This is a genomic window from Streptococcus mitis, from assembly GCF_003944325.1.
GTDB classification, from domain to species: domain Bacteria; phylum Bacillota; class Bacilli; order Lactobacillales; family Streptococcaceae; genus Streptococcus; species Streptococcus mitis_CW.
Genome location: NZ_RJPX01000050.1, coordinates 1 through 12,866 on the forward strand (window position 1 = coordinate 1; position 12,866 = coordinate 12,866).

Here is a 12,866-nt window from a genome sequence, read left to right on the forward strand (position 1 = left end):
ATTTGCGTACTTTCTCGTACTTTGTTATAATGGAGTGAGGTATGAAAAGATGAGAGTTAAACAATCAAAGTCAAAAAACACTATCAACTACGCTATTATTAAAGATATCAAGGTTGGAAATAAACGGACTTCTACTATCGTAGAAAACCTAGGCAATCATAACACAATCTTAAAAGAACATCCTGATATGGAACCTCTTGAGTGGGCTCGTTTACGTGCTAAGGAATTAACCGAGAAAGAAAAAGAAGAAAATAAAGATTTCCTCATTACCTTTAGTCAAAACAAACAGTTAAAACAAAATCAATTGAACGAATATCATGGAGGCTATCTCTTCCTACAAGACCTCTATCATCAATTAGATCTGCCTAGAATTAACAAAGAAATCCAAAAACGACATCGTTTTAATTTCTCTCTAGATGAGATCCTATCTCGCTTGATTTATGGACGGATTCTAGCTCCTGCTTCAAAACGATCTACCCTAGAATTTTCAAAAACATTACTCGAACCTAAAGAATTTGAACTCCAACATTTTTATCGGGCTCTTGAAGTTATTTCTAATGAAACAGAGTTTATACAAGAACAAACCTATCAAACTTCAAAAAAGATGACTCAACGACAGACAGAAGTCCTCTACTATGACTGTACTAACTTCTATTTTGAAATTGAAGATGAAGATGAGGAGGGGCTTCTGAGACAATACGGCCCATCTAAAGAACATCGCCCAAATCCAATTGTGGAGATGGGACTCTTTATGGACAAACAAGGAATTCCCCTAGCTTTCTGTATCCACCCTGGAAATACAAATGAACAAACAACTCTTAAACCATTAGAAAGAAAGATTGTCAAGGATTACAAGGCTTCAAAATTTGTAGTCTGTACAGATGCTGGACTCTCATCAAAAGCCAATAAGGTGTACAATTCTTTTGGAGAACGTTCCTATGTCACAACTCAATCTATCAAGAAGTTAAAGAAAGAATACAGAGATTGGGCTTTGGATAAAAGTGGTTGGCGAATGGTTGGGGATAAGAATCCTATCTTTTACAATCTGGATGAGCTAGAACACAGGGAGGAATTAAAAAAACAACTTTTCTTTAAAGAATCTCCTTTTTATGATGAAGACTTACCAAATCAACGCTTGATTGTGACCTTTTCTACTAAATATCAAGACTATCATCGAACGATACGAGAGAAACAGATTGAACGGGCTAGTAAGTTACTGGGCAAGCCCAGCCAAGCTACCAAGAAGAGACAAACCGATTTTAAGAGATTTCTGAAAGAAACAAGTACTACTAAGGAGGGGGAAATCGCCGAGAAAAGGATTCTAACTCTTGATGAGGAACGAATTCAGGAAGAGGCTCAATATGACGGTCTTTACGCTGTAGCTACTAATCTAGATGAAGATATTCAGACAATTGTAGCCATCAATCAAAGGCGGTGGGAAATTGAAGAGAGTTTTCGTATCATGAAGCAGGAACTACGAGCCAGACCAGTTTATCTCAGCCGTTCAGATAGGATTCAAGCACATTTCACTATTTGTTTCCTAGCACTAATGATTTATCGTCTCTTGGAAAAACAAATAGGAGAAACAGTCACCTGTTCAGAACTCATCCAAACCTTACGCAATTATAAGTTCAAACATCTTTATGGAGTAGGATATCTTCCAACTTACACCAGAACAACTATCACGGATCAACTCCACCAAGCATTTGGCTTCCAAACTGATTTTGAGATTATAAGCGAAAAAAATATGAAAAAAATTTTTAAAAAAACCAAATCTCGATAAAAAGTACGCATTTTTTTAAAAGAGAAAAAGAGCTCCGAAAAGCTGTTATAGCAGCATTTAGGGGCTCTTTGTTTTCAAAAAACTGTAGTCACCTAGCATCTGAACATCTGTGATGGTCACACCTTGGACACGCGGATCACGGACTTTCTTTTGCAAAATCTCATTGACTTCACGCTTGATTTCCATGCCCACACGATCCGTACGGAAATGATTTGCCATGATATTCCTTTCTCTACTTTGAACCAAAAGCTAGGCCAGCAGACCTAGCTATTTTTAAACTTTTTGATTTTCAGTTCAAATTGAAACGAAGTTCAATTTGAACTCATCCGCTTCTTTCGCCGTGGTGAAAGTGATGGAACTGATTTATCAGTCCCATCACAGGGGATTTTTGAGACCCTAGGCTCAAAAATAAGCAATGAAAGCATTGGTTTGCTTGCGTCCCTCACCACCTAAGAAAGGAGCAAAAAATCTTATCTCTTGATTTCTTCCATGACATACGCCTCAATCACATCATCAGTCTTGATATCATTGTAGCCATCAATCATCAATCCACCTTCACGACCGTTTGTAACTTCTTTGACGTCGTCTTTGTAGTGTTTCAAGCTTGCGAGTTCACCGTCATAGATAACGACACCGTCACGGATAACACGGACCTTAGAGTCACGAGTAACCTTACCGTTGATAACCATGAATCCACCGATAGTTCCCACTTTAGACACCTTGAAGGTTTCACGGATAACTGCTTCACCGATAATTTTTTCTTCGAATTCTGGATCAAGCATCCCTTTCATGGCTTCTTCCATCTCTTCGATAACCTTGTAGATAATGCTGTGAAGACGGATTTCCACATCGTCAGCTTCGGCTTGTTGACGAGCTTGTGGTGTAGGGCGTACGTTGAAACCAACGATAAAGGCATTTGAAGCTTCAGCAAGGGTCACATCTGATTCATTGATGGCACCGACCGCTGAGTGGACGATGGTAACTTTGACACCTTCCACATCAATCTTTTGAAGTGAGGCAGAAAGGGCTTCAACTGAACCTTGTACATCGGCCTTGATGATCACGTTAACTGACTTAAGTTCACCAGCTTTAAGCGTATCAAAGAGGTTTTCAAGGCTGACACGTTGGGTAGCTTGACGTTGTTTCATGAGGGCACGTTTGGCACGCTCTTCACCTGCCGCACGCGCAGATTTTTCATCCTCGTAAACGGCAAAGTGGTCACCCGCCATTGGCGCTTCGTTCAAACCTGTGATTGAAACTGGTGTTGATGGTCCAGCAACCTTAACACGACGACCAAGGTCGTTGGTCATAGCACGGACACGACCGAAGGTATTTCCGACAACGATTGGATCTTGGACATTCAAGGTACCTTGTTGAACAAGAAGGGTTGCGACCGCACCTTTTCCTTTATCCAAGCGCGCTTCGATAACTGTACCGATCGCACGCACTGTTGGGTCTGCCTTGAGTTCTTGGATTTCAGCTACAAGAAGGACTGTTTCCAACAATTCTTCGATATTTTGGTTGAATTTAGCTGAAATTTCAACAAATTCAGAATCTCCACCCCAAGCGGTTGACATGACACCATGCTCTGCCAATTCACCGATAACGCGTTCTGGGTTAGCACCTGGTTTATCAATCTTGTTGATGGCTACGATGATTGGAACGTTGGCCGCTTTTGAGTGGTTGATGGCTTCGATAGTCTGAGGCATAACCCCGTCATCTGCCGCTACAACCAAGATAGTAATATCGGTAACAGAAGCACCACGCGCACGCATAGATGTAAAGGCCGCGTGTCCTGGTGTATCAAGGAAGGTAATCTTCTTACCATTTTCCACGATTTGGTAGGCACCGATATGCTGAGTGATACCACCTGCTTCACCTGTCGCAACACGAGAGTTACGAAGGGTATCTAGGAGGGTTGTTTTTCCGTGGTCAACGTGTCCCATGATGGTTACAACTGGTGGACGCTCTACCAATTCATCTTCATTGAGATAACCATCTTCGACAAAGAAACGTTCGATGTCGGCATTATCCACTTCAACCTTTTGCTTAGCTTCAATACCGTAATCCACCATGAGGAGTTCGATGGTTTCTCCATCCAAGGATTGGTTTTGTGTGGCCATGACACCCATCATAAAGAGTTTCTTAACGATTTCAGCTGGTTCACGTTTGATACGTTTTGCGATTTCCGCAACCGTCATACCATCTGTATACTCAAATTCTGTTGGCAATTCATGGAATTTACGCTCTGTAACAGGTTTTGGAGCCTGATTGCGGTTGTTTTGCTTATTGCCTTTTTTATTCTTTTTGTTATTACTATTATTCCAGTTACTATTCTTTTGATTTCTCACTTGATTTTGACTACTTCGATTCTTTTGGTTTTTTCTAGGACCATCTTCTTCGCGATCATAATCGTCACGTTCTTTATCTGGTCGAGCTTGTTTTTTACGACGTGTATCCACTGCAGGTTCTTTTTTCTCAGGGACGACTTCAACCACTGCTTGAACCTGTTGCTCTTGCTGCGCTTGTTCAGCTAGTTTAGCAACCTCTTCAAAGATTTCCTCTGGCTCCTTGCGTTTATTTGCTTGAGCTAAGGCTTCTTTAGCGGCCTGATACTGCTTGAAGCGTTCCTCACTTGAACGTGCATATTCAGCATTTTGTTCTGCTTTTAGGGCTGCTGCACGGGCTTTAAAGTCAATACGTGGAGCCGCTTGATTTAAACGTTTGTCCTCTTGTTGACGGCGCTCATTTCCACGATTTTGCTGACCTTGCTGTTTCTTAGCTTGGTCATTAAAGCGACGATTATCGCGGTTGCCTTGACCTTGTTTTCCACCATTACGGTTATCATTCTTTTGATGATTTCCCTTTTGTTGGTCACGGTTATTGCCCTTGTTTTGCTTGCGTCGTTCTGCCTGCTCTTTGGCACGAGCTTCACGCTCAGCCTTGAAATTACGGCTTTGCGGTTTAGCTACTACTTTTTCTGTTTTCGGAGCGACTGGCTCAGCAGGTTTTGCCTCTTCCTTAGCTACAGCTGGTTTAGCTGGCTCAGATTTTTCGGCTTTCTTTTCTGCACTTTCTTTTGGTGCTGCAGGTTTTGCTTCTACTTTCGGAGCAGCTGCAGGCTTAAAGCTGGCAGCGATTTTTGCAGCGACAGCTTCTTCCACACTTGATGAGTGGCTTTTCACATCCAAGCCCAACTCTTTTGCACGCGCTACAACTTCTTTACTTTCTTTTCCAAGTTCTTTTGCGATTTCGTACAATCTTTTCTTAGACAAATCATGTCCTCCTCTTCTATTCCATAAGAGACCTCATTTTCTTTGTAAATCCAGCATCTGTCACAGCCAAAACCTTTCTTGATTTCCCGACTGCTATGCTTAATTCCAGTGTTGAAAACACGGTTACAATTTCTACTTGATAATAATGACCTTTATCTTGAATCTTCTTGGTCAGATTGGGTCCAGCATCATGGGCTAGAAAGACCATCTTGGCCTTGCCGTCTTGAATGGCCTTGATCACCAATTCTTCACCCGATATAATGCGCCCTGCTCGCTGAGCAAGCCCCAAGAGATTGCTTATCTTTTGCTTATTCAAGTCCTAACTCTCTTCTTTTCACTTTGTGATCCACATAAGCGATCAACTCGTCATAAAAGCTTTCATCCACTTCCATGCTAAAGCTGCGGTTAAAGACCTTCTTCTTTTTCGCCTCTAAGGCTTCTGCATTGTCTAGTTTGATATAAGCGCCACGGCCATTGGCCTTGCCTGTCGGATCGATAAAGACTTGTCCTTCCTTGTTTTTGACAATGCGGAGCAAATCACGCTTATCAATCACTTCATTAGACACAACAGACTTGCGCAAAGGGATTTTTCTCGTTTTCATCTTTCCCTCCTCTAGCAGCTTTTATTCTTCTACAGTATCGTTTTCTGCTTCCAACTCTACCGAACCAGCTTCTTCCATGGCTTCAAATTCGCTAGCAGACTTGATATCGATACGGTAACCAGTCAAGTGAGCCGCCAAACGAACGTTTTGCCCACGACGACCGATAGCAAGAGAAAGTTTGTTATCAGGAACAACCACCAAGGCACGTTTGCTGTCGTTTTCGTCAAAGATAACTTGGTCAACTTCAGCAGGAGCGATGGCATTGTAGATAAATTCAGCTGGATCTGCTACCCACTCGATAACGTCGATATTTTCCTCGATTGGTACCATGCGGTCATTCTTAGCATCGTAGCGAGCTGGGTGGAATTTGCTGGTAATCTTCTTGATATTAGCACCACCACGTCCAACGATTGTACCGATAGCATCCACGTTTGGATTGTGGCTACGAACGGCAACCTTAGTACGGTCACCAGCTTCACGAGCCACGCTCATGATTTCAACAGTTCCGTCATAAACTTCTGGAATTTCTTGCTCCATCAAGCGTTTGATCATTTCTGGATGGCTACGGCTGACAAAGACGTTCACACCACGAGGGTTGTCTTCAACTTTATAAACGTAAACCTCGATACGATCATGAGATGCAAAAACTTCTCCAGGAATTTGGTCTTGTTTTGACAATTGGGCTTCGATGCTGCCAAGATTGACATAGATGAAGCGATTATCAAATCGTTCTACCGTACCTGACATGATTTCTTGTTCATGCTCTTTGTAAGTGTTGTAAGTGATGGCACGTGTTTGCTTACGCATTTTTTCCATGATGGTTTGTTTGGCAGATTGAGCTGCTACACGACCAAACTCAGCAGGTGCTTCTTCAAACTTGATTTTGTCTCCAAGTTCATAGGCTGAATTAATGGCAAGAGCATCTTTCAAGCTGATTTCCAAACGGCTATCAAATACTTCATCAACAACTTCACGGACAGTATAGACTGTAAAGTCACCTGTTTTCTCGTTGAAGTCAATAGCTACGCTGTCTGATTGACCATAGCGTCTGCGATAAGCGGAACGAAGCGACTCTACTACTGCGTCGATGATGTCTTCTTTTTTGATTCCCTTGTCTTCTTCCAAAATGCGGAAGGCCTCTAGCATTTCTTTACTCATGTTTTCTTCACTTTTGAATCCTCAAAAGCTATCCTTTCTTTTTCTATAATTTAACTGCTAAACGTGCTTTTGATACTAAACTGTATGGAATTTGGACAGTTTTCTTACGCGTCTTGTCCATATATTCCATGGTCAACTCGTCCTCTTCAAAGGCCAACAAGGTTCCTTCAAAGACCTTTTGCTTATCGATGGCTTGGTAGAGCCCGACATGGATGTATTTCCCAACCGCTCCAGCGACGGCATCCTTGGTTTTCAAAGGACGTTCCAAGCCTGGACTGGTGATTTCTAGGAAATATTGTTCTGGGAAGGGATCTGGCTTGATGGTGTCTAGGACAGGACTGATGATTTCTGTCAAGTCTGCCGTGTCGTTCAAGGTAATTCCTTCAGGTTTATCTACAAAAATACTGAGAATCATGTCACTGCCAATCTTTCCGTACTCGATATCCACGAGCTCGAAAGGTGCTTGGATGACAGGTTCTACAACTTCTCTGACTAATTCTACGATTGTTGCGATTGCGTCCACCTCCTCATAAGCAAGAGGCGAAGATATTTCCCCGCCTCTCTTTCTCATATTCTTACTATTAGTATAGCACGTTTGCCAACTTATGTAAAGCAAAAGCACTTATACAGCCTGATTTCAGGCTATTTCTTAAAATTCTGCCTCAACTCGGTAGATAACTTGCCCCTTGTTGGAGAATTTTTGCTCGTATTCTGTCATGACATTGCCTTCAAAATCACTGGCATGTAAATCAAGCCAGACACCATTGAGCTTCATGCCATACTGAGAAAAGCTCACTAAACTGTACTCAAACAAGCCACGGTTATCCGTCTTGAAATGAATTTCTCCATTTTCAGGCAAGATACGTTTGAAGGTATCCAAAAAGGTCTTGTAGGTCAAACGACGCTTTTCATGGCGTTTTTTCGGCCAAGGATCTGAAAAGTTCAGATACAAGCGATTAATCTCACCGTCTTCAAAGTAGTCAGTCAAGTCAGAACCATCCACCCACAGAAGCTTGATATTAGGCACTCCAACTTCAAGCACCTTGTCCAAAGCGTAGCTCAAAACAGACTTTTGAATATCAATCCCGATATAGTTGATGTCAGGATTTTGTTTGGCCATACCTGAAACAAAGGCACCCTTTCCACTTCCAACTTCAACATGAATGGGATTGTCATTGCCAAACAAGTCCCGCCATTTTCCCTTGGCTTCCAAGGGATTGAGGACTACATACTGGGGATTTGCCTCTAGTAATTCTGTCGCCCCTTTACGATTTCTAACTCTCATCTTCTCTTTCCATACTTGTCTCGGAAGTGACGCAAGCCATGAATCTCCCGATTGACATTTTCTAAATCTTGGTTCATATAATACTTGGAAATCTGGCTCAAATAAGACAATTGACCGTACCAATACAATTTACTTAATACCGTTTGATTGTACTTGTAACCGTAGTAGGTCAACCATTCCTTCCACTGATGTTCTGGAATATAATGGCAGAGCATATGGGCCACATCAAACATGCGGTCGGTCAAGCGAACCGAATCCCAATCCACCAAATAAATCAAGCCACTATCTGTCTCAATCCAATTACTATGTCGTACATCTCCATGGACAATGGTCGCATAGTCCTCTCTAAATCCTGGAATAGTCTGACGTAAATCAGCCATCACTTCACTGATAAAATGATTTTTACGCAAAGCGTCTGGAACCGTTTCTTGCCATGACTGTAGTAAATCTACAGGTGTTTCCATGGCATAGCCCAAACGACTTAACTGTGTCATCAAAGGACGTGAGCGATGTAGGCGGGTTAAAATATTGACAATTTGCTTACGATTCATATCATAGGGGGTCAATATCTTGCCTGTCAACCATTCTTGAGCACACATATCACGCCCATCTGCCAAACGGCGACTCCATAATAATTGTGGAGCAATTTGTTCTCTAGCTAGACCAGGTAGGATTGGAGAGGTGTTCATTTTTACAAAGATGCGCTTCCCATCAGGATAGCTACCCATATAAGCCTTGCCACTTTTCCCAGGTATGGGAGTCAGTGTTAGCTCATTATCACCCAAATCCATTTCTTTCCTCCGTATAAAGTTTCCTTACTATTCTACTAGTTTTTGACCTATTCGTCAACCGGTCCACACCCGATTCTCAAAGAAAAGCCTCTAGATTGGCTTGGGTATCATTATAGAAAGAAAAAGGCAAGCACCGTCTTCTGCTTACCTTTCATGATTTTTATAAATAATATAAGAGTGGCCAAGCATTGTAAAACATGTGAACTAGAGTAGAAACCCATAGGTTTTGGCTCTTTTTATAAGCAAAGCCCAGCAACAAACCCCCAAGTAGATAAAAAATAAACGAAGGGACATTAGAAGGTCCATGCATGAAAGAGAAGAGAGAGGAAGTTAGCACAAGCCCTAACCAAGAATTGTCAAAAACCGCACCTTGAAGAAGTCCTCTGAAAATGAGTTCCTCCTGGATGGGTCCAAAAACTGAGGAAGTCAAAATCAAAGACAGGGAAATTCCTCTGCTGACTTCCGCCAAGTGTTGAACTCCTGCGCCAGAAGAAATAGCGAAGAAATGAATATAAACCAGCGTCTCAAGCACACTTAGAAGAAAGATTGCAATGAAAAGTAAAAGTTGTTTCCTGCTTAACATCCCAAAAGAAATCATTTCAAACTTTCTAGCATAAGCAACACTCACCAAAGTTACAAGAAGACTTACAATAATCAATGCAGTTTCATTTTGAAAAAAATCCCCATGGTTAATCGTATAAGGAACTGTAATGACGATTATTAGTACTAAAAATCCAAAACAAAAGGCATGAAATTTATCAAAAAACTCCATCAAATTATCCTCCTCAACAAACAGACTTCCTACGCGTCATCCTTTAGATCTAGCCTTTCCAAAACAAACCATTTTATACTCGTCAACGTCGCCTTGGATTATATATGTGACTGACTTCGTCAGTTTCATCTACAACCTCAAAACACTGTTTTGGGTAACCTGCGGCTAGTTTCCTAGCTTGCTCTTTGATTTTCATTGAATATAACTTAAGAGTGGCAAACTGTTGTAAAACATGTGGACTAGAGTAGAAACCCACAAATTTTGACTCTTTTTATAGGCAAAGCCCAGCAACAAGCCCCCGAAAAGATAATAGCAAAACGAAGGAATATCATAAGGTTCATGCATGAAAGAAAAGAGAGAGGATGTCAGCACAAGCCCCAGCCAAGAATTATCAAAAACTGCACCTTGAAGAAGCCCTCTAAACATGAACTCCTCCTGGATAGGTGCAAAAACTGTAGCACTAACAATAAAGGAAAGCGAAAGTCCTTTACTAGCTTCCTCAAGGTGTTGATCCGAAGCACCAGAAACAACTGAGAAAAAAGCATGATAGCTAATACTTACCAGCACAGTGAGAAGAAAAATTCCAATGAACAGCAAGAGTTGTTTCCTGTTTAAAATCCCCAAAGAAATCATATCAAACCATTTCGCATAGCCAAAACTAAGGAAAAGCAAGAGACTCTTTACAACAATGAATGTGTACTGGTGTTGAAAATAATCGCCTTGATTAATGGAATAACCCGCTGCACCAACGATTGCAAAGACTAAAAATCCAAAAAACAAGGCATGACATTTATTAAAAATTCTCATAAAACTATCCTCCTCACCAAACAGACTCCCTACACGTCATCCTTTAGTTCTAGCCTTTCTAAAACAAACCATTTGAGTAACCAAAATCCGACAACATAGCCAGCCCCTAAGAAGATAGCCATTAAAGCTAGCATAGGATTCAGGAAATAAAAGACAACCACAGATACAAAGGTGAGCACAAAAACATTAAAGGCAATGGTGTCAGAAGCCAAGACTAGAATATAGGGTGTCAACCAGTCTAAGGTTTTGGAATCTAGGAAAAATAAGTGTTTATACATGATGACCTCCTCTTGCCAGACTGTGGACTAAGCGCAGATTAAGAAGAAAGTTCTTCCCTACTTTTTATAATACTTCAAGCCCCAAATGAGTAGAAGCATGATAAGCAAGCAGAGAATAGCGCCAATATAAGCAATTAGTTGTTGGTAAGATTCTCCTGCTGTGATCCCTCTATACAAACAAATAATAGACATAAAACCTGTCAAACCAATGAACATAAGTTGATTGGTTCTAGGACTAACCAAATCATCATTTACTTCTATTTAAGAGCATCTCTTTTATGTTAATGTATGTTAACACTAAAAAACAAGTTAGACCAATAATATTTAAAATGAACAATAACGGAGTTAAGTCTCTAAAAAAATTATCCACTGACACTATAAGAAATACTATACATAATATAGTCGAAACTATCTTTTTCTTATCCATAATTATTTACTCCTTTCCTAACAAATCCAGATTATCAATTAAGAGCGATTTTTAACAGAATGTAGCAGCACTCGTTGCAACTTTTACCAATTTAGTCTATCATTGTTTTTTAAAATTTTTCATCCAAATCTTGAATTGTCATCGAGATATCTTAAATTGCAAAAACTTCATTATCCACTTACTTTTTATAATACTTCAAGCCCCAAATGAGTAAAAGCATGATAAGCAAGCAGAGAATAGATCCAATATAAGCAATTAATTGTTGATAGAATTCTCCTGCTGTGATACCCCTATACAAACAAATAATAGACATAAAGCCTGTCAAGCAGATATACATGAGTTGATTGGTTCTAGGACTAACCAAATCATCATCTTCAAACTCTCTTATCCTCATTTCCCTAGTGAGGTAAACAGTGACCAAAATAGAAGCCAAGTTAATAACCACTAAAAGAAATTGGAAAAACAAGGAAAAATTTAAAAACTGACGAGATAGAAATAGATAAGTAGAGACAAGCAAGGGCAACTGACCTAGGAACAATCTCGTAAGGAAGATGTTCCGTTTTTTAGCAAGAAAAGTTTTCATTTCTTTTCTCCTTTCTTTTTCATGATAGCCAAATAAATCATCACTGCAATCACATAGGCTATGGTATAAAATAGATGATACCAAGCACTCTCCCTAAGCGGATATAGAAAGATGGACATGATCAGATACAAGATGAAAATGACAAGTATTTTTTTCTTCATAAAATTTCCTCCTGAATCTTTGTTGAGCTAGAACCTTTACACTGCTAGTATAGCACTCGTTTTATTCTTGGATCACTCAAATCGTAAATGGTCATCAAAACCTCTTGAATTGTTAAAAAATTTAAAAAGCAAGCATGGAAAACATACTTGCCCTGGGGGAACTTGACAATGTGAAAATACAAAATAGAAAACTACTCACCCTCACTTCCGTATGTTCTCATATATTCTCATAATCGCAACAAGGATAGCAGCTGTCCCACTTGCCAAAGCGATAAGGGTAATAATAATGTTGAAGATTTCAGGCGTACTCCCTATTCTGTTGATAAGACGGAGTAAGGATATAACTGTCAACTGAATCAGGAGTATTGATTCTACTCTTACCAATGAAGTCAGTTGGTTTTCAACTGCATATAAAAAGACTGGTAGCATAACACAGGCTATAGCAATCACAAACAGATTGCCCCCCGTTTCTTCTCCCTTGTTCACCACGGAAATCATGAGAAGATTCGAAGCTATAATCAACGTAGAACAGATGATAAAAAAGGATTTCTTATTCATTTAATATACCTCACATACTATAGTATTCTATTTCAAACCTAAGAAATATTCTTCAAACTATTGCAACACCATCTCGCCGTAAAGCAGTACTGTCTATAACTAGTTTCCTAGTTTTCTTCAAATACTGATTTTTTATTGAAGACAAGAATGGTAAGCTCATTAACCATTATAGCAAAAAATAATGATAACATATGTTATTTTTCGGTTTATGAATGATATTCATTATTTTGGCAAGGAGAAAGTTCTTTGTTCAATTCAAGATGTTTCAATAACCATTCAAGATTTGGATGAAATTTTTTTAAAAACAGTGCTATACTAAACTTGTCACATTTGTAACACGGCAAAAATCTATATTCGGAGGCAAGTAATCATGAAAAGTAAGATTT

The 12,866-nt window shown here is 40.0% G+C and carries 14 protein-coding genes and 1 pseudogene; 1 reads left to right on the plus strand and 14 read right to left on the minus strand.

Annotation, left to right across the window (positions count from 1 at the left end):
• Positions 1-49 precede the first annotated feature (49 nt).
• On the plus strand, positions 50-1,783 hold the full coding sequence (locus D8787_RS10255) for an IS1634 family transposase (protein WP_125423538.1): 1,734 nt from the start codon (positions 50-52) through the stop codon (positions 1,781-1,783).
• 72 nt (positions 1,784-1,855) lie between these two features.
• Here the strand turns inward: D8787_RS10255 and D8787_RS10260 are convergent.
• From D8787_RS10260 to D8787_RS10335, 14 genes and pseudogenes are all read right to left on the minus strand, one after another.
• Positions 1,856-2,002: pseudogene (locus D8787_RS10260) on the minus strand (ribosome-binding factor A); the annotation flags it as partial.
• Positions 2,003-2,253: 251 nt separating this feature from the next.
• Positions 2,254-5,058, minus strand: a complete 2,805-nt coding sequence (infB, locus tag D8787_RS10265) for a translation initiation factor IF-2 (protein ID WP_125423541.1) — start codon at positions 5,056-5,058, stop codon at positions 2,254-2,256.
• 16 nt (positions 5,059-5,074) lie between these two features.
• A complete protein-coding gene (locus D8787_RS10270) occupies positions 5,075-5,374 on the minus strand; it encodes a YlxQ-related RNA-binding protein (protein ID WP_125423544.1) in 300 nt (99 codons plus the stop codon).
• Positions 5,367-5,660 carry an RNase P modulator RnpM gene (rnpM, locus tag D8787_RS10275; protein WP_000857561.1) on the minus strand — a complete coding sequence of 98 codons (294 nt, stop codon included), beginning with the start codon at positions 5,658-5,660 and terminating at the stop codon, positions 5,367-5,369. The genes D8787_RS10270 and rnpM overlap by 8 nt, the downstream gene beginning before the upstream one ends.
• 21 nt (positions 5,661-5,681) lie before the next feature.
• Entirely contained in the window at positions 5,682-6,818 is a 1,137-nt protein-coding gene (nusA, locus tag D8787_RS10280; RefSeq protein WP_119942878.1) for a transcription termination factor NusA, read from the minus strand.
• Between the two features lie 43 nt (positions 6,819-6,861).
• Positions 6,862-7,341, minus strand: coding sequence for a ribosome maturation factor RimP (rimP, locus tag D8787_RS10285; protein WP_000338691.1), 480 nt, complete (start codon positions 7,339-7,341; stop codon positions 6,862-6,864).
• A 126-nt stretch (positions 7,342-7,467) separates the two neighbouring features.
• Positions 7,468-8,103 carry a tRNA (guanosine(46)-N7)-methyltransferase TrmB gene (gene trmB / locus D8787_RS10290; protein ID WP_125423547.1) on the minus strand — a complete coding sequence of 212 codons (636 nt, stop codon included), beginning with the start codon at positions 8,101-8,103 and terminating at the stop codon, positions 7,468-7,470.
• Positions 8,100-8,894 carry a cell cycle regulator CcrZ gene (gene ccrZ / locus D8787_RS10295; RefSeq protein ID WP_050294653.1) on the minus strand — a complete coding sequence of 265 codons (795 nt, stop codon included), beginning with the start codon at positions 8,892-8,894 and terminating at the stop codon, positions 8,100-8,102. Before ccrZ ends, trmB begins: the two co-directional genes overlap by 4 nt.
• Positions 8,895-9,054: 160 nt before the next feature.
• On the minus strand, positions 9,055-9,666 hold the full coding sequence (locus tag D8787_RS10300) for a CPBP family intramembrane glutamic endopeptidase (RefSeq protein ID WP_125423550.1): 612 nt from the start codon (positions 9,664-9,666) through the stop codon (positions 9,055-9,057).
• A gap of 192 nt (positions 9,667-9,858) precedes the next feature.
• Positions 9,859-10,473 (minus strand): CPBP family intramembrane glutamic endopeptidase, encoded by a 615-nt coding sequence (locus D8787_RS10305; RefSeq protein ID WP_125423553.1) that lies wholly within the window; start codon positions 10,471-10,473, stop codon positions 9,859-9,861.
• A gap of 29 nt (positions 10,474-10,502) precedes the next feature.
• The gene (gene blpZ / locus D8787_RS10310; protein ID WP_125423556.1) at positions 10,503-10,751 is read right to left on the minus strand and encodes an immunity protein BlpZ; all 249 of its coding nucleotides are present in this window, start codon (positions 10,749-10,751) and stop codon (positions 10,503-10,505) included.
• 605 nt (positions 10,752-11,356) lie between these two features.
• Entirely contained in the window at positions 11,357-11,761 is a 405-nt protein-coding gene (locus tag D8787_RS10325) for an immunity protein (RefSeq protein ID WP_125423562.1), read from the minus strand.
• Positions 11,758-11,922 carry a hypothetical protein gene (locus tag D8787_RS10330; RefSeq protein WP_125423565.1) on the minus strand — a complete coding sequence of 55 codons (165 nt, stop codon included), beginning with the start codon at positions 11,920-11,922 and terminating at the stop codon, positions 11,758-11,760. Before D8787_RS10330 ends, D8787_RS10325 begins: the two co-directional genes overlap by 4 nt.
• A 201-nt stretch (positions 11,923-12,123) precedes the next feature.
• Positions 12,124-12,480, minus strand: a complete 357-nt coding sequence (locus tag D8787_RS10335) for a hypothetical protein (RefSeq protein WP_125423568.1) — start codon at positions 12,478-12,480, stop codon at positions 12,124-12,126.
• Positions 12,481-12,866: the final 386 nt, after the last annotated feature.

What these genes read in the sequence shown, in the direction of transcription:
- D8787_RS10255 (WP_125423538.1), top strand. Translation starts at nt 50, where the DNA reads ATGAGAGTTAAACAATCAAAGTCAAAAAACACTATCAACTACGCTATT.
- rnpM (WP_000857561.1), bottom strand. Translation starts at nt 5,660, where the DNA reads ATGAAAACGAGAAAAATCCCTTTGCGCAAGTCTGTTGTGTCTAATGAA.
- nusA (WP_119942878.1), bottom strand. Translation starts at nt 6,818, where the DNA reads ATGAGTAAAGAAATGCTAGAGGCCTTCCGCATTTTGGAAGAAGACAAG.
- trmB (WP_125423547.1), bottom strand. Translation starts at nt 8,103, where the DNA reads ATGAGAGTTAGAAATCGTAAAGGGGCGACAGAATTACTAGAGGCAAAT.
- ccrZ (WP_050294653.1), bottom strand. Translation starts at nt 8,894, where the DNA reads ATGGATTTGGGTGATAATGAGCTAACACTGACTCCCATACCTGGGAAA.
- D8787_RS10300 (WP_125423550.1), bottom strand. Translation starts at nt 9,666, where the DNA reads ATGGAGTTTTTTGATAAATTTCATGCCTTTTGTTTTGGATTTTTAGTA.
- D8787_RS10305 (WP_125423553.1), bottom strand. Translation starts at nt 10,473, where the DNA reads ATGAGAATTTTTAATAAATGTCATGCCTTGTTTTTTGGATTTTTAGTC.
- blpZ (WP_125423556.1), bottom strand. Translation starts at nt 10,751, where the DNA reads ATGTATAAACACTTATTTTTCCTAGATTCCAAAACCTTAGACTGGTTG.
- D8787_RS10325 (WP_125423562.1), bottom strand. Translation starts at nt 11,761, where the DNA reads ATGAAAACTTTTCTTGCTAAAAAACGGAACATCTTCCTTACGAGATTG.
- D8787_RS10330 (WP_125423565.1), bottom strand. Translation starts at nt 11,922, where the DNA reads ATGAAGAAAAAAATACTTGTCATTTTCATCTTGTATCTGATCATGTCC.
- D8787_RS10335 (WP_125423568.1), bottom strand. Translation starts at nt 12,480, where the DNA reads ATGAATAAGAAATCCTTTTTTATCATCTGTTCTACGTTGATTATAGCT.